This window comes from Mobiluncus sp. (assembly GCF_985070215.1).
In genome coordinates this window covers 1-18,666 of sequence record NZ_CFKZQR010000003.1, presented here as the reverse complement: position 1 = coordinate 18,666, position 18,666 = coordinate 1, and the positions used below count along the sequence as shown (strand labels likewise).

16 protein-coding genes and 1 pseudogene are annotated in these 18,666 nt (G+C 56.9%); 8 read left to right on the top strand and 9 right to left on the bottom strand.

The window, feature by feature from the left end; genetic code table 11:
• Positions 1 to 44: 44 nt before the first annotated feature.
• A complete protein-coding gene (locus tag AC5LBQ_RS01085; protein ID WP_493264363.1) occupies positions 45 to 980 on the bottom strand; it encodes a transporter substrate-binding domain-containing protein in 936 nt (311 codons plus the stop codon).
• 145 nt (positions 981 to 1,125) lie between these two features.
• Positions 1,126 to 1,839, bottom strand: coding sequence for a DUF4191 domain-containing protein (locus AC5LBQ_RS01080; RefSeq protein ID WP_295026951.1), 714 nt, complete (start codon positions 1,837 to 1,839; stop codon positions 1,126 to 1,128).
• A 124-nt stretch (positions 1,840 to 1,963) separates the two neighbouring features.
• On the opposite strand from AC5LBQ_RS01080, the gene AC5LBQ_RS01075 reads away from it, so the two are divergent.
• Positions 1,964 to 3,580: a protein kinase domain-containing protein gene (locus tag AC5LBQ_RS01075; protein WP_493264362.1), complete on the top strand. Its 1,617-nt coding sequence runs from the start codon at positions 1,964 to 1,966 to the stop codon at positions 3,578 to 3,580.
• A 27-nt stretch (positions 3,581 to 3,607) separates the two neighbouring features.
• Here the strand turns inward: AC5LBQ_RS01075 and AC5LBQ_RS01070 are convergent.
• From AC5LBQ_RS01070 to AC5LBQ_RS01060, 3 genes and pseudogenes are all read right to left on the bottom strand, one after another.
• Positions 3,608 to 4,297 (bottom strand): annotated as a pseudogene (locus AC5LBQ_RS01070) (biotin/lipoyl-containing protein); the annotation flags it as partial.
• A gap of 39 nt (positions 4,298 to 4,336) precedes the next feature.
• Positions 4,337 to 5,704, bottom strand: coding sequence for a dihydrolipoyl dehydrogenase (gene lpdA / locus AC5LBQ_RS01065; RefSeq protein ID WP_493264361.1), 1,368 nt, complete (start codon positions 5,702 to 5,704; stop codon positions 4,337 to 4,339).
• 104 nt (positions 5,705 to 5,808) lie between these two features.
• The gene (locus AC5LBQ_RS01060; RefSeq protein ID WP_493264360.1) at positions 5,809 to 7,242 is read right to left on the bottom strand and encodes a leucyl aminopeptidase; all 1,434 of its coding nucleotides are present in this window, start codon (positions 7,240 to 7,242) and stop codon (positions 5,809 to 5,811) included.
• A 311-nt stretch (positions 7,243 to 7,553) separates the two neighbouring features.
• Between AC5LBQ_RS01060 and gap the strand changes: the two genes are divergently transcribed.
• From gap to AC5LBQ_RS01035, 5 genes are all read left to right on the top strand, one after another.
• Positions 7,554 to 8,561 carry a type I glyceraldehyde-3-phosphate dehydrogenase gene (gene gap / locus AC5LBQ_RS01055; RefSeq protein WP_493264359.1) on the top strand — a complete coding sequence of 336 codons (1,008 nt, stop codon included), beginning with the start codon at positions 7,554 to 7,556 and terminating at the stop codon, positions 8,559 to 8,561.
• A 97-nt stretch (positions 8,562 to 8,658) separates the two neighbouring features.
• A complete protein-coding gene (locus AC5LBQ_RS01050) occupies positions 8,659 to 9,849 on the top strand; it encodes a phosphoglycerate kinase (RefSeq protein WP_307742438.1) in 1,191 nt (396 codons plus the stop codon).
• 2 nt (positions 9,850 to 9,851) lie between these two features.
• A complete protein-coding gene (gene tpiA, locus AC5LBQ_RS01045; protein ID WP_004010716.1) occupies positions 9,852 to 10,628 on the top strand; it encodes a triose-phosphate isomerase in 777 nt (258 codons plus the stop codon).
• 165 nt (positions 10,629 to 10,793) lie between these two features.
• Positions 10,794 to 12,551, top strand: a complete 1,758-nt coding sequence (locus AC5LBQ_RS01040; protein WP_493264358.1) for a cell wall-binding repeat-containing protein — start codon at positions 10,794 to 10,796, stop codon at positions 12,549 to 12,551.
• Positions 12,552 to 12,562: 11 nt separating this feature from the next.
• A complete protein-coding gene (locus AC5LBQ_RS01035; RefSeq protein WP_493264357.1) occupies positions 12,563 to 12,682 on the top strand; it encodes a hypothetical protein in 120 nt (39 codons plus the stop codon).
• Here AC5LBQ_RS01035 and AC5LBQ_RS01030 read toward each other — a convergent pair.
• The 3 genes from AC5LBQ_RS01030 to AC5LBQ_RS01020 all read right to left on the bottom strand — a co-directional run bounded on the left by AC5LBQ_RS01030 (position 12,675) and on the right by AC5LBQ_RS01020 (position 15,431).
• Positions 12,675 to 14,102 carry a hypothetical protein gene (locus AC5LBQ_RS01030; RefSeq protein WP_493264356.1) on the bottom strand — a complete coding sequence of 476 codons (1,428 nt, stop codon included), beginning with the start codon at positions 14,100 to 14,102 and terminating at the stop codon, positions 12,675 to 12,677. The two genes, AC5LBQ_RS01035 and AC5LBQ_RS01030, sit on opposite strands and share 8 nt — an antisense overlap.
• A gap of 190 nt (positions 14,103 to 14,292) precedes the next feature.
• A complete protein-coding gene (locus AC5LBQ_RS01025; protein ID WP_493264355.1) occupies positions 14,293 to 14,787 on the bottom strand; it encodes a fluoride efflux transporter FluC in 495 nt (164 codons plus the stop codon).
• Positions 14,784 to 15,431, bottom strand: coding sequence for a fluoride efflux transporter FluC (locus tag AC5LBQ_RS01020; protein WP_493264354.1), 648 nt, complete (start codon positions 15,429 to 15,431; stop codon positions 14,784 to 14,786). The genes AC5LBQ_RS01025 and AC5LBQ_RS01020 overlap by 4 nt, the downstream gene beginning before the upstream one ends.
• A gap of 74 nt (positions 15,432 to 15,505) precedes the next feature.
• On the opposite strand from AC5LBQ_RS01020, the gene secG reads away from it, so the two are divergent.
• Entirely contained in the window at positions 15,506 to 15,853 is a 348-nt protein-coding gene (gene secG, locus AC5LBQ_RS01015) for a preprotein translocase subunit SecG (protein WP_297346386.1), read from the top strand.
• 70 nt (positions 15,854 to 15,923) lie between these two features.
• On the opposite strand, the gene tkt is transcribed toward secG, so the two are convergent.
• The gene (tkt, locus tag AC5LBQ_RS01010) at positions 15,924 to 18,005 is read right to left on the bottom strand and encodes a transketolase (RefSeq protein WP_493264353.1); all 2,082 of its coding nucleotides are present in this window, start codon (positions 18,003 to 18,005) and stop codon (positions 15,924 to 15,926) included.
• A gap of 97 nt (positions 18,006 to 18,102) precedes the next feature.
• Here tkt and AC5LBQ_RS01005 point away from each other — a divergent pair.
• On the top strand, positions 18,103 to 18,666 hold a 564-nt coding region (locus AC5LBQ_RS01005; protein WP_493264352.1), incomplete at its 3' end, for a tyrosine-type recombinase/integrase.

Sequence of the window (18,666 nt, the reverse complement as noted above, 5' to 3'; positions counted from 1 at the left end):
AGCCCGGGGCAGAAAGTGAGACGTCAAAAGGCTGGGATGCCGGGTTACTTTCCTACGGAAGTTTTCAGTTCCACCGCGTCGTACAGGCCCGCGCCAGCGCCGTAGTTATCCATAATTTCGCGCAGTTTGCCCGAGGCCAGCAGGGAATCCATCGCCGCTTTGATTGCGGCGGACAGCTGTTGATTTTGGTTATCCACCACAATCCCGATGGGGCTGGGGTCCAGAATCTCGCCGACTTGCTCCATCTGACCGCGGGTCTGTTTCACGTAATAGGTCGTGACCGGATCATCGGCGAGCATCGCCTGATACTGTCCCGAAATGACTTTCGGGAACACATTAGACAGCAGCTCTTCCTTTTGAATGACGACCGGCGGTTTGCCGCTGGCTTCGCACTGTTCGCTCATTTTCGGCAACAGTTCCGTTTCCTGCAAGGTGCCGGTTTGAACCCCGATGGTTTTGCCGCAAACGTCCTGGGGGTCGAAGCCCTGCGGGTTGCCTTTCGCCACCGCGAACAGTGAGCCCATATCCATATAAGCCAGCATGTCGTAATTAGCAACGCGTTCTTCCGTAACCGTGAACGACGATGCCCCCAAATCGTAAGTCGTGCCAATCTTGGGCAGCAGCGCTCCGAACGCTTCGGTAGTGGTGGTGCCGTCCTCCAGACCCATTGTCAGGGCAATGGCCTTTACCATGTCCACTTCGTAGCCGGTGGGGGTAGTGCCGTCCTCCATCAGGAATTCCGCCGGAGCGTAGCTGGTAGAAGCGCCGTTGCGCAGCACTCCGCGTTCCTTCACGTCGGCAGGAACCAGCTCCTCAACCTTGGGGTCGGGCTTAATCGTCGAAAAATCGAAAGCGGCGGTGGAATTGGATTGCGGATTAGCAGCATCGTCGCTACCTGCGTTTCCTGTGGAAGCAGTAGAGCATCCGGCTAAGCCCAGAGAGGCTGCAGCTAGAAGCATGGCAACGGTAAGACGACGCATGAGATTCTCCTTGTTGACGGTCGTGTAAATGAACTATCGGTATAAATTTACAGAGCCATGCAACTTTATGCAAGTCTTAGCGCATAAAAATAGAGAAATTGTAATAATTTTTCATCCCGCATATCCGGGACGGCCGTGGGAAATTTTATCCGTACAAAGCGCGCCGATTAGGGCGAACCCGATAGGGATCAATCCCTTTGGGGATGGGCAGCCCCTGATTGCGGTGAATCGCGAGCAGTCGTTTTTGCACCGCGGGAATCTCGTTTCGATTCAAAGCGCGTGGCGCTTTATACATGGCTTTCATCACGTGTTCCAAGCGAACCTGGCCGTCTTCAGTACCGCATTCCACGGCATGTACCGGCACCTGAGCAACGACCCGCGTGGTCTTTTTCATCTCATCGTTGAGCAGCTTGCTGGCGCGAGTGTGCGGTCCCTCACTGACCAGGAAAATCCCGCGAGGCCCTACGAAACGCCACACCAAGTCCTGATCCTTGTTAACCGCAACGGGCTCTTCCTCGGCAAACCAGGACCGGCGCAGCAGCTGGCGCAGCGCCCCGACACAGCCCTTCATGCCTTCAATCTGGCGCAGCATAGCCCGTGACAAAAACGCGGAAATCCAGGCCATCGGCACAACCATCAGCACCAGAACAATGGTGATTGCCCCCATAATCCAGTGTTTGCCCGCAATCATGTACCACACGGTCAAGGCTTCCGCCACTACCAGAGTCGCCAAAATCGCCCACACAATCCACGGGAAGGACCGCCTCACAATGGTGAAAGAGTCCTTTAAGTTTTGGAATATATTGCGTTTCTTCCCGGAGGTGTCGCCCCCGGTCGCGGTGTTGTTTTTCTTAGCCATCGCCTTTATCTTAGGGGATTTTTGCTCTCGGGGTAAACCGAGTTCTGCCGCCGTGTCCAAAGTTATCCACAGGTTTGAAAATGTCTGTTGATTTTTGTTTATGTAATTAGATATATATTGAGCTATGGAACTTGTTGGCTATGTCTTATATGAACCGGTTGGGTTTGGTAAAAGCGGCCCCATGTGGCGGGTGGTAGACGACCAGGGCGGTACCCACGCGCTGCAGCTGTTGGGCGGCACGCTGTCGGCTCAGCTGGAGTCCCGACTGCGGACGTTGCGAAAGGTATCGTGCCCGAACCTGCTGAAACTCCACGAGTTGCGCAAACTGACCGATGGCCGCTACGTGGCTATTTTTGAGTATCTGGACGGGCAAGACCTGGAAGTGTTGCGGGCGGGACGCGAGTTCAGTACGCCGCAGGTCAACTTCATCGCGCTGTCCCTGGCTCGAGGTTTGGCGGCGCTGCACGAGGTCGGTTTGAGTCACGGGGACGTTTCGGCGGCGAATCTGATGGTGACGGCACAAGGCCGGGTGGTTCTGGTAGACCTGCTCGGTGACGTGGGGACGACCCGGGCGTTTAGCGCGCCAGAGACGGAGGGGCTCACCTGGAGCACCGCGGCGGGAGAAGCCTCTGGACCGGAGGCGGCATCCGCTGTTGATACCGGGGTGTGTGTGGCGGCGAATCAAGCCGGTGATGTGTATGCGATGGCGCAGGTGCTGCTGGCATTGGGGATGGATGCGGGTCTGTTGAAAGCTGCGTTGAACCCGGTGGCGAGCGCGCGACCCAGCGCGGGGGAACTTGCCGAGGCGTGGGAGAGTCTGCCGTGCTGTGGCATTGACCTGCTGGGCGGGTCGGAGCTGATGGCGGCACGGATGCGGGCAGCGGGACGAGACGTGGCTACTGAACTGGTTTCGCGGTCGCGCCGTCCGGTGCCAGCGCGGCGCCAACGCCACGAAACTCGCCCGTCCAGCCCGATATTGCGCTGGGGACTGCCGGCTTTGGCGGGAGCGGCGCTGGCGCTGGGAGCGGTCTTGTTTCCACGACTGGCAGAGCTACCAAGCGCGGCCCAAGCGTTGCCCGCACAGTCCGCAAAACCGAGCGCGGCGGCGCTTTTGACGGATAACACCTCGTCCGGCCCCGGTGCGATTCAAAAAGGCAGTTCCAACACGCCAAACTTGCCGCACCACACTGCTGCGTCCCAGCCCGATGCGATGATGCCGTCCGAAAGCCTCGCGGAACCGGCAACTCCCGCAGTCACGTCACCAGCCACACCACCGGCTGACCTGTTGCCTAATTCACCGGATAGTCAAGCGAAAACCCCGAACTTGCGCGATCCCATCACGGACGATGCTTCGGCCCAAGAAATCCTGCAGCTGTTGCTGACCAAACGCGATGCGGCCCTGACACGCCAGGACCGGGCGGCTTTAGAGAAACTCAGTGTCAAGGATTCGATAGCCGGGTCCGCCGATGCGAGTTTGCTGGCCACTTTGCAGGCCAGTCAAGCCCAGGTTGAGGGCCTGTCCACCGCGGTGAAGTCAGCGACTATCGTGGCGGGCAATAAGGGCGGCGCCGGCAAGAATACGCGTTCAGTGCGTCTGCAGGTGACTCTGACGCAAGGCGCCTACACCCAAATTGACCGTATCGGGAACCGCCACCAAATCGCGGCCATTCCCGATACGGAATCTGAGATTCTGTTATCCGGCAATCCGTGGAAGATTGCTTCGGTGGTCCGACTCGATTGAGCGGGTTATTTCGGGAATCCGGCTCTAGCCCACGTAGGCCAGTACGGTGCCGACATCTACGGTTTCGTCTTCGGTGACGACGATTTGGGTGATGGTGCCGGCTATGGGTGAGGGGATTTCGGTGTCGACTTTGTCGGTGGAGACTTCTAGGAGGGGTTCGTCTAAGGCGACGGTGTCGCCGACGTTCTTTAGCCATTTCGTGACGGTGCCTTCGGTGACGGATTCACCTAACGCCGGCATCTTAATGGGCTGACCCGTTCCACTCACCGCCGGAGCCGCCGGGGGGACCGGAGGAACCGGGGGAACCGGAGGAGCTGGAATCTCCTCAGCCTTCGGAGGAATCGGCGGAACTGTCGGATAGGACCACTCAACCTGCGCGCCGCCATCGCTACCAGCCGTGACGGTAGAGGGAATTTCGGGATTCGGCAACTCTGGAGCCGCCGGTGCCGCCGGAACAGCCGGGGTGGCACTGACTTCTGAAGCCTCGCCGACTTCAGCCAAAATGGTGCCTACGTCAACCGTTTCGTCCTCTGGCACCAAAATCTTGGTCAGCACGCCCGCAACGGGACTGGGTATCTCCGTGTCGACCTTATCTGTCGAGACTTCCAGGAGGGGTTCGTCTAGGGCGACAGTGTCCCCGACTTTCTTTAACCAAGCCGTCACGGTACCTTCGGTCACCGATTCTCCGAGCGCGGGCATTGCAACTGATTGAGCCATTATTTCGTCCTTCTCCCTTGATTGACTTTTCTCGAAGTTTCAGCCGTGCAGCGGCTTGCCAGCCAAAGCCATCGCCGCTTCACCAATCATCTCGTTTTGAGTCGGGTGGGTGTGCATCAGGTAAGCCAAATCCTCGGCATCAGCTTCCCAGTTCACAATGAGCTGACCCTCACCAATCTGTTCCCCGATACGCTGACCCAAAGCGTGGAAACCCACAATCGGACCGTCCTTGACCTGTATCAGCTTCACGAACCCGGCGGCTTTCAGCATTTGCGACTTCGCATTGCCCAACATATTGGACTGCTTCGAGATGACATTGTCCGCGCCGTAAACTTCCTTGGCTTTCGCTTCGGTCAAGCCCACGGAGGCAATTTCGGGTTCGCAGAACGTTACGCGCGGAATGTTGTCATTGGGCACGACACGCGGGTTCAGTCCTGCGATTTCCTCTGCGACAAAGACCCCCTGCATCGTGGCGCGGTGCGCCAACTGCAGACCGGGCACAATGTCTCCGACTGCATAAATATTCCCCACTCCGGTGTGCAGGCGTTCGTTGGCCAACACGAAACCGCGATCCATCGGGATGCCCTGTGCCTCGTAACCCATGTTCGCTGTGTTCGGGCCGCGTCCAATCGCTACCAGCAGGTAATCAGCACGGAGAGTCTGACCGTCCTCGGTGTTGACCGTTACCCCGTACCCGTCCTCTATAGCGTTCTTAAACCGGGTGTTAGTCATGAACTTAATCCCGCGCGCTTTGAAAGCCTTTTCCAAGCCCTTAGAAATGTCCTCGTCCTCGTTAGGCACCAAGCGTGGCAAAGCCTCAACGATGGTGACGTCTGCCCCGAAAGACTTCCACACGGAAGCAAACTCGACACCAATGACCCCGCCGCCCAAAATGACTACTGAACTGGGAACATGATCGAGGAACAGGGCGTGCTCGGAACCGATAATGCGTCCGCCCAAGTTCATTCCCAACGTCTTGGTGACGGAACCGGAGGCCAAAACGATGTTCTTGCCCTTGAGCACCCGGTCTCCAGCGGTGACCGTATCGACTCCGCTGAGCACGCCGTGAGCGTTGACGAACTCGACCTTGTGGCTCTTAATCAACCCGGACAGGCCACGATGCATTTTGTTGATGATTCCGCTCTGGAACTCCAGTACCTTAGCCATATCGACGCCGTTAAAGGCGGAAATGACTCCCCAATCCGAGGACTCGTGCACGGTATCAGCAACTTCCGCGGCTCTCAGCAAAGCCTTGGTCGGTATGCAACCGCGGTGCAAACAGGTGCCGCCAACTTTGTCCGCTTCGACCAGAGCGACGCTCATTCCCAGAGAAGTTGCTCGCAAAGCACAAGCGTAACCGCCATTTCCGCCGCCTAAAATCACTACATCGTATTGTTCTTCGCTCAATGTTCAACTCCAGTTCTGTCAAAGGAACAAAATTCTCAGCAGGTTCATTCTTTCACTAAACGTTTTACATGTGTTAATGCAAACAGGGTGAGAGAAAACTGCCGTTAGCGTCCCATTTCGGCAATGACCCGCAGCAGGGTACGCACCCCGTAACCAGTACCGCCTTTCGGGGTGTATCCCCAGGCTGAACTGGTATTAAAGCCCGGACCGGCAATATCGATATGCGCCCACGGGGTGTCGCCAACAAACTGTTTCAGGAAAATCCCGGCCACCAGCATGCCGGCTTCGCGTTTCGAGGAAGAATTCGCGATGTCAGCCACGTCAGAATGCAAGTGCTCCAACAGGTATTCCGGCAGCGGCGCCGTCCAAGCCGGTTCCCCGACCGCCACGGAGGCATCGCGTATCCGGTCCTTTTGGCATCCCATCACTCCGGCCATGCGAGTACCGAAAGCAATTCTCTGGGCACCGGTCAGGGTGGCCATGTCGATGACCAAGTCGGGATGCTGCGCCACAGCCATAGTCAAACCGTCTGCCAGCACCAACCGTCCTTCCGCATCGGTGTTGGTAATTTCCACGGTTTTCCCGCTTTTCATCGTGATGACGTCATCGACCCGCGATGCGTTGCCGCTGACCAGGTTTTCCGCCAAGCACAGCCACGCCGTGACTTTCACCGGCAGACCCATTTCCGCCGCCGCTAAGCACACCGCTCCCATGGTGGCGGCGCCGGTCATATCTGATTTCATCGTGAGCATGAAATTGCTGGGTTTCAGACTGTAACCACCGGAATCAAAAGTGATGCCCTTGCCGACCAGGGCGACATGCGCTTTCGCTCCCTCGGGCGCGTAGGTCAACTTCACCAGGCAGGGCTTGCGCTTGGAGCCTTTCCCTACCGCAACGAGGCCGCCGAAGCCCTGGTCTTTGAGGTCCCGGTAACTCCACTTTTCAAAGCTGACCGGCAGGTTCTTGCTGGCTTTCTGGAACGCTTTGGCCATAGATTCGGGGTACAGCTCGGAGGGGGAAGTGTTCACCAGGTCGCGGACTCGCGTGACCGCCTTGACGGTAGTTTGCAGTTGGGCCCGCTCCGTATCGCTGAGAGCATCGTGAGCCGGAATGCACAGAGTTTTCAGGGTTTTGGCGGGTTTGGACTGATACTTTCCAAAACGATAGGCCCCCAGAAGCGCCCCCTCGACCATGGCCAGGACTTCCTCATGGTTCTTTGTGGGGAAAGAAAAAGCGAGTTCTTCACTGTTGACGCTACGGGTCACGTTGCCGGCCGCTTCGCGGAAGTTCTGGAGCGTTTCGGCGGTATTTTTCGGGGAGCCGACTCCGACAAACACGACGAACGCGGCGGAAAAATCATGCGGGGAGGGAACCCTGTTGACCTCTCCGAGTTTTCCGGTCACTCCGGCAGCGCGGGCAAAATCCCGCAGGGCGGGAAAAGTGGGAACCTGCAGTTCCTGGCCTTCTTTGGCGACAGCAAGCACCAGGGGAGTGGACAGGGCGGGCAAATCTTTAGAAAAAACATCAATCTTGGTCATACCTGAATCCTACGTCCTTTTTCGGGTTGGTTTGCGGTTTTGTCCCCCGCCAAGGGGCTCGGCCTGCGGGTCCGCGGTGTCGAAACGGGTGCGCTGTGAATTAATAATTCGGGATTTTCGGGACGGTTTTGGCGCATAAGAGCGAAATTAACCGGAATTTAACTGCGATTTCTGATGATTTATAGGTGTGTTTCAGGTAGGTTTTAAGGGCTGGTCGACATTTTTGACCGGGTTCCGCAGTGCATTCACTGCCGGGATTGAATAACTAAAGAACCTACATGTGCACAGAGTTGCACAAGATGGAGGAAACTGTGACTGTCCGTGTTGGCATTAATGGCTTTGGCCGTATTGGTCGTAACTTCTTCCGCGCCGCCCTGGAGCAGGGCGCGGACATCGAGATTGTTGGCGTGAACGACTTGACCGACAACCATACTTTGTCTCACCTGTTGAAATATGATTCGGTGACCGGCCGCCTGGGCAGGGAAGTCAGCTATGATGACGATTCCATTACCGTTGACGGCAAGAAATTTGCCGCGATGGCAGAGCGTGACCCCGCCAACCTGCCTTGGGGCGATTTGGGTGCGGATATTGTGATTGAATCCACCGGCTTCTTTACCGATGGAGACGCGGCTCGCGCCCACATTAAGGCTGGTGCCAAGAAAGTTATTATCTCCGCTCCCGCCAAGGGCAACGTGGATGCAACTTTCGTCATGGGTGTAAACCATGAGACTTACGATCCGGCAAAGCATAACGTGGTTTCTAACGCTTCTTGCACCACGAACTGCTTGGCCCCCATGGCCAAGGTCCTGGACGACGAGTTCGGCATTGAATATGGTTTGATGACCACTATTCACGCCTACACCGGCGACCAGCGCATTCACGATGCTCCGCACAAGGACTTGCGTCGCGCCCGCGCTGCGGCCCAAAACATTGTGCCGACTTCCACCGGTGCTGCCCGTGCGGTCGCCCTGGTGCTTCCCCAGTTGAAGGGCAAGCTCGATGGTTACGCCTTGCGCGTGCCGGTGATTACCGGCTCCGTCACCGACTTGAGCTTCATCCCGAAGAAGTCCTGCTCTATCGATGACATTAATGCCGCGATGAAGGCTGCTGCCGAGGGCTCTTTGAAGGGTATTTTGGCTTACAACGACGATGGCATTGTTTCTACCGACATCGTCACCGACCCGCACTCATCCATTTACGATGCACCGCTGACCAAGCAGATCGACAACATGATTAAGTGCGTGTCCTGGTACGACAACGAATGGGGCTACTCTAACCGCGTGGTTGACCTGACCATGTTCATGGGCAAGCAGCTCTAATTCAGGAGTTTTGAGTGAGATAGGACGCCTGCATTTCTACGCGATTTGCGGGCGTCCTCTCGCATTTTCCTAGTGTTTAAGGAAAGGAATAAATATGCTGAAAACTATCGATTCCTTGGGAGATTTGAGCGGCAAGCGCGTTTTGGTGCGCTGCGACTTTAATGTGCCTCTCAAGGACGGCGTCATTACTGACGATGGGCGTATCCGCGCGGCGCTGCCCACCCTGCAAAAGTTGCTGGACAGCGGAGCGAAAGTTATCACTATGGCTCACCTGGGGCGTCCTAAAGGCCAGGTTATGCCCGAATTTTCTCTGGCTCCAGTAGCGCAGCGCCTTGCTGAACTGATTGGGGTCAAGGTCACTTTGGCTGAGGACACGACCGGAGCGGACGCGAAAGCGAAAGCTGCCGCCCTGGCATCCGGCGAAATCCTTATGCTGGAAAACGTCCGGTTCGACCCTCGTGAAACCTCGAAAGACGATGCCGAACGCGCTGCTTTCGCGGCTGAAATGGCGGCGTTGGCGGATTGCTACGTGTCCGATGGCTTCGGGGTGGTGCACCGTAAGCAAACTTCGGTTTATGACGTGGCGAAACTGCTGCCTGCAGCGGCTGGTTTCCTGGTGTTAAAGGAAATCGAATCCCTGCGCAAGGCCACCGAGAACCCGGAGCGGCCTTACACGGTGGTGCTGGGCGGCTCGAAAGTCTCCGACAAGCTCGGCGTTATCGCGAACCTATTGACGAAAGCCGACACCTTGCTGATTGGCGGCGGTATGGCGTTTACGTTCCTGGCGGCGCAAGGGTACGCAGTAGGCAAGTCCCTGCTGGAATCCGACCAGATTGACACCGTGAAAGGCTACCTGGATCAGGCGAAACAAAACGGCGTTGAACTGGTGCTGCCGGTAGACGTCGTGGTGGCTCCCGAGTTTAAGGCTGACGCCCCGGCAACCGTAGTGGCCGCCGATGCTATCCCCGAGGACCAGATGGGCCTGGATATCGGGCCGAAATCGGGTGAACTCTTTGCCGCGAAGATTGCCGAGTCAAAGACCGTGGCGTGGAACGGCCCGATGGGTGTGTTCGAGTTCCCGGCTTTCGCGGGCGGCACGAAAGCGGTAGCAAAGGCATTGCAGGACGGCACTGCCTTTGGCATCGTGGGCGGCGGGGACTCCGCGGCAGCGGTGCGCCAGCTGGGCTTTGATGAGTCCAAGTTCAGCCACATCTCAACCGGTGGCGGAGCATCACTAGAATTGTTGGAGGGCAAGGTTTTGCCCGGTATTGAAGTATTGGAGGCCTAAGCATGGCACGTATTCCCCTGATGGCAGGCAACTGGAAGATGAACCTCGACCACCTCGAGGCAATTCAGTTGGTCAATCAGCTGAACCTTGATCTGCAAGATCATCGTCACGACTTTAGCAAGGTGGAAGTGGCGGTCATTCCGCCGTTTACCGACATTCGTTCGGTACAGACCACCATTGATGGTGACGATATGAAGATTAAGTACGGCGCGCAAGACGTCTCCACTCACGACAACGGTGCCTACACCGGCGAAGTGTCCACCGCGATGCTGACCAAGCTGGGCTGCACCTACGTGGTGGTGGGTCACTCGGAACGCCGCGAATATCACCAGGAAAGCGACGCTGTCGTTAATGAAAAGGCGCGCAAGGTTCTGGCGGCGGGTATGGTACCGATTATCTGCTGCGGCGAGGCTCTGGAGGTGCGCAAGGCTGGAAAGCACGTTGAGCACGTTTTGGCGCAGATTGCAGCCGCTTTTGACGCTATCCCTACCCCGGACGCCGCCAAGTGTGTGGTCGCCTATGAACCTATCTGGGCGATTGGCACGGGCGAGACCGCGACCCCGGAAAACGCTGAGGAAGTCTGCGGGGCTATCCGCGCCAAGCTGGCGGAGCTTTACGGTCAGGAAACCGCTGATGGAATCCGCGTCCTCTACGGCGGTTCGGTGAAGTCCGCGAACGTGGCCGAGCTCATGGCTCAACCTAACGTGGACGGCGGCTTGGTCGGCGGAGCTTCTCTGAAAGCCGAAGAATTTGGCAAGATTTGCCGCCTCGGTGAGTAACGCCACGGCACACACACCCTAAAACTCTCCCGGGGAGGCTATTGATAATCAGTAGTCTCCCCGGGAAAATTTTTCTTTCTGACTGACCGCATCGCGGGGGTGGCATCCCACAGCAAAACAAAGCTATAGTGAATTTTGCACGTCATCGTGGAAGGAATCTCAATCATGAACGCAAAGGCAGGATTGCTGGCAGCCGTACTGTTCGTGGCCTCATCTGGTGGGGCATATTCCGCGGCCAACGCAACCACGTTGGCTTTTGAGACAACGCCCCAAGCCCTTCCTTCGGTCCAGGTGGCTAACCAGCAACGTCTGGACGGAGCGGACCGGTACGAAACTGCCGTTAAAATCAGCCGCACGATTTTTCCCGTTTCGGCGGGCACAGCCGTGCTGGTCAGCGGGGAAAATTATCCTGACGGTCTGGTGGCGGGCGCCACCGCGGCGCGTTTGGGCGCACCCTTGTTGCTGACCGCTCACTCCAGCTTGCCACCATCGACCGCGGCTGAGTTAAAACGTCTCAATCCGAAGCAAATCCTGCTGGTGGGAGGTTCGGGTGCAATCGATATGGGGATGGAAAACCGCCTGGAAACAATCCTGCCTGGCGCGAAGCTGCTGCGAGTTTCCGGAGAGGACCGATACCAGACAGCAGCAGCGGTTTCGCAGCATTTTTGGGGTTCGGAAACTGATTCGGTGATGTTGGTTTCCGGCAGCGATTTTCCTGACGCGCTGGTGGCGGGACCGGCTGCGGCCCGCCTGGGAGCGCCGCTGTTGCTGAGCAATCCCGCGGGATTTGATGCCACAACTTTGACAGAACTGAAACGTCTGAAACCCCAAACTGTTTACGTCATCGGGAAAAAACTCCCTTCCGATGCCTCAGCCCAGCTTCGGGCATCTCTGCCGGGGGTTTCCCTGGTGTCTGTGGGCGGAACTGACCGTTTCGATACGGCATTTAATGTTTCCCAGCAGTTCTGGGGCCAAGGCTTTTCTGGGGCACTGGTAACTTCGGCCCAGAACTTCCCCGATGCTCTATCCGGAGCGGTTCTGGCAAAAGCTGCGGGGTTGCCGGTTTTACTCAGCGGACCGACGTGCAACAGTCAGCCGGTAGTCAAGCGCCTTTCGACAGTAGAGACCAAAACCGTCCTCGGTGGCACCGGTGCCGTGTCGAATGAGGCGACAGGAAAAGTGTGCCCGCCACCGGTGCGGCCGACGGATATAGTCCCTGGACAAAACCACATCTATGCCGCGCAAAGCTACGTTTATCCGGCTGGGCAGGTGCAGGACTGGCTGTTGCGCCGCCAAACTTCGCCGACCTACCCCCAGCAAAAAGTCGTGTTCCTGACTTTTGACGATGGCCCCTCCGCCAACACCGCCCAGAACCTGCAGACTTTAGCGAGCCGCGGAGTTCACGCCACTTTCTTTGTGGCGACAAACCAGCTGGGCAGTGCCGCTACCCAACAGATTTTGCGCCAAGAACTGCTCAATGGTCATGCGGTGGCGGTGCATACCGCCTCGCATAACTATCAGTATCTATACCCTCGGCGCGTGTGTTCGCCGGCGAATGTCGGGGCAGATTACGCCCGGGCGGTCGATACGGTGCGTTCGATTTTGGGTCCCCAGTGGGGGACCGGCGCTTTCCGGTATCCGGGAGGACAGATGTCGTGGCGCGGCATGGCACCTTGTAACCAGTTGATGGCTTCACGCGCAATGACGTGGATAGATTGGAACGTGGAAATCGGGGACGCGTTGAGCCGATCGTTGAATGCCAACCAGCTTGTGAATCGAATGCGCTCACAGGTTCCGCGTACCGGAAACGTGGCAGTCGTGTTGATGCACGATTCGGCGCCAAAAACAGCTACCGTTGCGGCACTGCCCAGCATTATCGACTACTTTGCTGCACAGGGCTATAGTTTTGGCGTCATTGGTTAGCCGCCAAGTGCGTGGTAGCGTGTGAGCCTATCTGTGCTATCGACACCGATGAGACCGCGACCTCGGAAAAAGCCGAGGAAGTTGTTATGATGCCAGCCAGTCATCACTGCCTGTGCGGTAAAGCTATTTAGAGTATTTTAGATTCAATCTCTTAACCTCGTCGGCTTTGCCTTGTTTGAACAGGGCATGAGCAAGCTCATCTTGGATTATCTCGTTGCCAACTACCAGGTGAGGAAGGTATTTTTGGGTGATTAGCGCCTTTCTCTCGAAAGCTGTCAACTTTTGTGGAGCGCGATCCTTGGGGATCCCCGTGCTCGCTTCGTCATCATTAAACCATTGCAACAGGTTTAACACGGTCAAATTCTTGGGGTTGCTGAGCGGCTCGAACTTAAAACCATAAAAGTTTTTAGTCGCCAAAGCTTTCGCGAATGCGTCGACTTTCTTAAAAGCGTTTTTTGTCCCTAGAATTTCGGCATCGTGATACATGACTCCGAGCAAAGACTTTTGAGAATCGGACAGTTTATCGGCAAATCGTTCAATGCGTGGAGCATATTTCTCAAAGGTCTTGGTCCCCGCAGCGAGAACCTTGGGATCCAGTTTTTCCGCGACTTTTTTCATTGACTCGTCCACAGCTGGGCTTTGGTCATATTCGAGATCACTATGTCTCTTGTGTACGCTCGCTGCTTCATCGAATCGGCTCAAAATGGCTTTGAGACCGCCAGAGAATTTCTCAATTGCTGAGGTATCCTCCATATCGACAATAAAGGTTTCCCAATCATATTGAAAGGCTTTAAGACCGAGGCTGTCCCTCTCACAGATTGCCCGGACAGAACGTTCACCTTCTTCGGTTCCTTTCATAGCCCAGCGAGTATAACCTTTATCGACTATCTGAATTGAAAAATCCTCTAGCTTTCGGTAGAAAGAGCGCCCCGCAAAATCAGAAGAGGCTAAGAATTGGCCATTAGGAATCGAACTTTCGTTCTTGCCTGCCGACACGGACTCGCTCCCGGACTTCATGGCTAGCGAGAACATTTCTTTGATATCAGCCTTAATTCCTTGTTCTTCAGAGCTTGAAAGCCAGAGTTTTTCGCTTCCTTGGTAGCCTCGCACCCAGCCAGATTGCACCAAATCCGCGTCCCCAGTCGAGACTAAAGAAGCTACTTTACCAATCAGTGTCACGCAGTCATCAGCAAAGGCTGAAACTCGATCACGCATCGCAGTATCGAGAGCGTCAATCAACTTCGCTTGATTCGCTTTGTAGGTCTCATCAGTTTCCCCAGCCTTAATAATCAAATCACGCCGCCGGGCATATTCCTTTGCGAAAGCGGTTAAAGAATTATCTTCACGACGTAATATGTTGTCTACTTTGGAGAAATCTTCAAAAGCTGCTGATGCTAATTTAGCGGCATCACTAATTTCTTCTTTGTCAGTAATCAGTGAACCTAGATTTAGACTATCAATCTTGAAACTCGGTACTGAGTCAATCTGTGTGGAATAAGCCTTCAAATAATCTGGAGGAGGAACGTAAGGTCTAAGACTGTAAATGTACATGTTAACTTCCCTCACTTTCTCTTCATCTTGTACTGAGCGCTATAGCATAATTTTACATCTAATACCGCTACAAGTACAGGGTTTTTATGTGATTAGACGTGACAAAATCCGGCGCGCAGATGCCCAAACCCCAGCCCACCAGAAGTACTCTTGGTGCCGTGTTCAAACTGGCATTTTGTCGCTGATACCCCTAGGAATGCAGGCTCGGCAGGACGAAAACGCCGGTGTTCAGCGCCACGCCCGCCAGCGCCGCCCCGATACAGATAAAAATGACCACACCTATCAGCAGTGTGGCTTTCACGGCGTACACAAAGTCAAACTTGGGCTTCCAGGTATAGCCGATAGTGTCCATGATGGCGGTGGAAAAGGTCGTGTAGGCTCCCAGGAAACCGGCTTGCAGCACGTCCGCCACCGTGTGTGTGGGTAGTTGGGCTTGTAACGGCCCGCCCATGACGACATCAAGCCACGGCGCGGTCGCGACCCAGCCCACCAGGAAACACCCCGTGATATTGACGAAAATAATTCCCCAGCCGCCCCACAAGCGCTTCCCGGTCACGGTTTCACTGGGGTGTTTGGCGCTGCGCTTCTCTCGAAACTTGTCGATGCAGCGCGTGGATAGTTTGTCCATGCCAAAACGGGCGGCCGCGCCCAGTCCTCCGCCGAGGGCTATGAAGAGGGGAATCATGCTGACCTCCCCGTGCTGTTATCGCTGGTAGATACTGGTGCTGGGTCAGAAGGCCGGGTGGGGGCGTTTTCCAAAGACTCAGTGGGCGGTGCAGCGGAGGCAGCCGCTGTGGACAAGGGGGGCAGGGAGGTCGGGTCGTTAGCATTGGGCAGGGTAAAGTCAGCGGGAGAGTCGCGGTAGATGTCGCCGGATACGAAAGCGCTCCGGGTTCCCAGCCACAGCGCAAACAATCCCGCCGGCAGAGCCACGGCAAACATGGCAATCAGCTCCAGCAAGTGCCCCAGGTGAAACTGTTGATAAACCACAATCTGCCACACCGGACCCCCGTAAGTCCCCAGTCCACCGCAAAATCCGGTGCCAATCGTCAGCTTCAGGGCTTGGGAACGATGCCGATGCGGATTAGACACCAAACGACCCGTCAAATATGCCAGCACCACCACCGAAATGAGGTTCAAAATCCAGGTGTCGATGTTGACTCCGCCGCCCCCGACAATGACCCGGCAAAGGCCCTGGCAGCTTGGCGAGGACGACGCACTACGGGCTACCAAAGACCCACCCCAGCGCAGCAGCGACCCTAGTGCGCCGCCGATAAAGACAGCGGTGGTGGCGCTGAGAGGGGATAAATCTTTGGGTGTTGCGGTCACGAAATCATCTTAATACCCGGGTCGTGGTATCATTGCAAGGCTGAGTTCGTGAACAGATAAACACAGAGGAAAACATGTTATTTGCTTTCAACATCGTGGCACAGGTGCTTTTGGTTATCACCTCTCTGCTGCTGGTTTTGTCCATTTTGATGCACAAGGGTCAAGGCGGCGGCATGTCCGATATGTTCGGCGGCGGCTTGACTTCGGCTATGTCCTCCTCTGGCGTGGGTCAGCGTAACCTGAACATTTTGACCGTGGTGGTGTCCCTGGTGTGGCTCTTTGCCATCGTGCTGTTCGCTTTCACCATGGATAAGCCGGCGGCGCCTGACGCCAAGGCTAATCAGACGCCTACCGCACCCATTACGGCTCCGGCCAATCCGACTCCGGCTTTGCCGACCAGCCCCGCTCCGGCTCAAAAGTAAGCCGCATTAAATCTTAAAAGTGGAAGCCCCGGAATATTCCGGGGCTTCCAGTGGTCTCTGGGGCTTTTGCCTAGGCTTTCGCCAGGCTCTCTTTCGCTTTTGCGACCACGTTTTCCACGGTGAACCCGAAGTGGGCAAAGTTATCCGCACCGCTTGCCGGAGTACCGAACGTTTCCACCGAGACGGCTACCCCCGCGTCGCCCAGATAGCGATACCACGGCATCGCCAGTCCGGCTTCGATGGACACCCGGGCGCGGATTGACGCGGGCAACACCGATTCCCGATAGGCCGCGTCCTGTTCCTCGAACCACTCCAGGCACGGCAGGGAAACGACCCGTGCCGCCACGCCCTCCTGAGCCAGCTGTTCTCCGGCCTGCAGAGCCAGAGCGACTTCAGAACCGGTCGCCAGCAAGATGACCGCGGGATTGTCCCCAAAGTCTTTCAGCACATAACCACCGCGCGCCACATTGTTCGCGCTGGCCAAGCCGGTGTCCGCCCCACGTGCGGGATTGGGCAGCTTTTGACGGCTCAACGCCAAACCAGCCGGGCCGCGCCGCCGCATAATCTCTAACCAGGCATACGCGGTTTCCGCGCCGTCCGCGGGACGTACCACCGCCAGGTTCGGAATGGCGCGCAAGCTGGTCAGCGTCTCTACCGGCTGGTGGGTCGGTCCGTCCTCGCCAACCCCGATAGAGTCGTGGGTCCACACGTAAGTGACCGGCAGCTTCATCAGCGCTGAGAGGCGCACCGCCCCGCGCATAAAGTCCGAGAACACCAGGAAAGTTCCCGCATAGGGTCGGGTCAAACCGCTGGTCGCGATGCCGTTGAGGATTCCTGCCATAGCGTGCTCGCGCACCCCGAAGTGCAGGTTGCGACCCCATTCGCTGACTTCCGTCCACGCTTTTGTGGCGCGGTCGGCGGGAGCAAAAGACGGTTCGTCGGCGATGGCGGTGTTATTGGAGCCTGCCAGGTCCGCGCTGCCGCCCCACAACTCGGGCAGCACGCCGGCCAAAGCGTTGATGACCTTGCCGGAGGCGGCGCGGGTGGCGATTGCGCTGCCAGGCTCGAACTGCGGCAGCGCCGACTCCACATCGGCGGGCAGCTCCCCATCTTGCAAACGCTTCAGCAACGCGGCCTGCTGTGGGTGAGCTTGCTGCCAGGCGGCAAAGCGCGGGTCCCACTCAGCCCGGAATGCCCGGGCGCGCTGGGTGACGTTTTCCCTGGTAGCAGCGACAATTTCGGCAGGAATGTCGAACATCTTAGTGGGGTCAAGCCCCAGCGCGGTCTTGAGGCCTTCCAACTCTGAAGTACCCAGAGCGGAGCCGTGAATGCCACCCTGATTCTGTTTGTTCGGCGAGGGCCAGCCAATAATGGTACGCAACTTAATAATCGAGGGTTTGTGAGTTTCGGCTTTTGCGGCCTCGAACGCGGCAAATAGGGCCTCCAGGTTTTCCACGTAAGACCCGTCGTCTTGCACCCAGGACACTTCTTGGTAGTGCCAACCCTGAGATTCAAACCGGGCGCGAATATCCTCAGTGAAGGCAATCTCAATATCGTCCTCGATAGAAATCCGGTTTTCGTCATATAGGTAGATGAGGTTTCCGAGTTCCTGAGTACCCGCCAGAGACATCGCCTCGTAGCTGATGCCTTCCTGCAGGCAGCCGTCTCCGGACACCACATAAATGTGATGGTCAAAGGGGCTTTCGCCGGGAGCCGCGTCCGGGTCCAGCAGCCCGCGCAGACGGCGCTGTTCCATCGCCATGCCGACCGCAGCCGCGATGCCGGTGCCCAAAGGCCCGGTGGTCACTTCCACACCGGGCTGGTGACGGTATTCGGGATGGCCGGTTAGTAGCCCGCCCGCTTGACGGAACTTTTTCAGGTCCTCCAGCTCTATCCCGTAGCCAGCCAGGAACAGCTGCACGTACTGCAGAGCCGAGGCGTGTCCGGCACTGAGAACGAAACGATCTCGGCCCAACCACCAGGGGTCTGCCGGATCACTGCGCATCACATACTGGTAGAGCAGGTAAGCGGCGGGAGCCAGAGAAATTGGGGTTCCCGGGTGTCCGTTACCGGCGTTTTCTACCGCGTCTGCCGCCAGAGCCTTGGCGGCGTTAATCGCCTGTTTGTCCAGTTCACTTGCCACAAATGTCATAACTCATCACCTAAATTATCGGAAAGTCGGATATATACTCGCGGATTTTGTCCCCGTCACTCGATACTATAAAAAAACCGGGTGAAAGGGGGAGGATATGGGCTCGCGACCTGCCCCCGATTTTGCGTATCCGGAACGGCTGGACCCCCAACCCTACTTGGACTATCTGGCGGTGGAGCGCGGCGCTTCCCCGCATACCGTAGCGGCTTATACTCGGGACCTGCGGCGTTACGTAGCATTCCTGGTCGCTAACGGTGTCAAAAGTCTCGATGAGGTGACCTTGCCGGTTTTGGAGTCGTTTGTACGTGCCCTAGAAGCGGGTTTTGGTGACTATGCTGCGGTGGCCCCCTCCTCGGCGCGCCGTGCCATCGCCAGTGTGCGCTCTTGGCATCGCTATGCTTACGAAACCGGCGCGGCTCACTCGAATCCGACAAAAGGCATCGCGCCTGCCAAGGTCAGCGCCCATTTGCCCACGGTGTTGACCGTGGAAGAAGTCCAAGCCCTGCTGGAGGCCGCTAGTGCTCCCGGCGACAACAATGCGTTGCGAGATCGAGCGCTGCTGGAGTTCCTCTACGCGACAGGAGCCCGGATTTCCGAAGCAGTTAATCTGGCGGTGGATGATATTGACCTCGATGAGGAGATTCCGCTGGTACGTCTGTTT

Coding starts and splice junctions, on each gene's coding strand:
- AC5LBQ_RS01025 (WP_493264355.1), bottom strand. CDS start 14,787: ATGATTCCCCTCTTCATAGCCCTCGGCGGAGGACTGGGCGCGGCCGCC.
- AC5LBQ_RS01060 (WP_493264360.1), bottom strand. CDS start 7,242: ATGACCAAGATTGATGTTTTTTCTAAAGATTTGCCCGCCCTGTCCACT.
- tkt (WP_493264353.1), bottom strand. CDS start 18,005: ATGACATTTGTGGCAAGTGAACTGGACAAACAGGCGATTAACGCCGCC.
- AC5LBQ_RS01030 (WP_493264356.1), bottom strand. CDS start 14,102: ATGTACATTTACAGTCTTAGACCTTACGTTCCTCCTCCAGATTATTTG.
- tpiA (WP_004010716.1), top strand. CDS start 9,852: ATGGCACGTATTCCCCTGATGGCAGGCAACTGGAAGATGAACCTCGAC.
- secG (WP_297346386.1), top strand. CDS start 15,506: ATGTTATTTGCTTTCAACATCGTGGCACAGGTGCTTTTGGTTATCACC.
- AC5LBQ_RS01040 (WP_493264358.1), top strand. CDS start 10,794: ATGAACGCAAAGGCAGGATTGCTGGCAGCCGTACTGTTCGTGGCCTCA.
- AC5LBQ_RS01075 (WP_493264362.1), top strand. CDS start 1,964: ATGGAACTTGTTGGCTATGTCTTATATGAACCGGTTGGGTTTGGTAAA.
- AC5LBQ_RS01085 (WP_493264363.1), bottom strand. CDS start 980: ATGCGTCGTCTTACCGTTGCCATGCTTCTAGCTGCAGCCTCTCTGGGC.
- AC5LBQ_RS01080 (WP_295026951.1), bottom strand. CDS start 1,839: ATGGCTAAGAAAAACAACACCGCGACCGGGGGCGACACCTCCGGGAAG.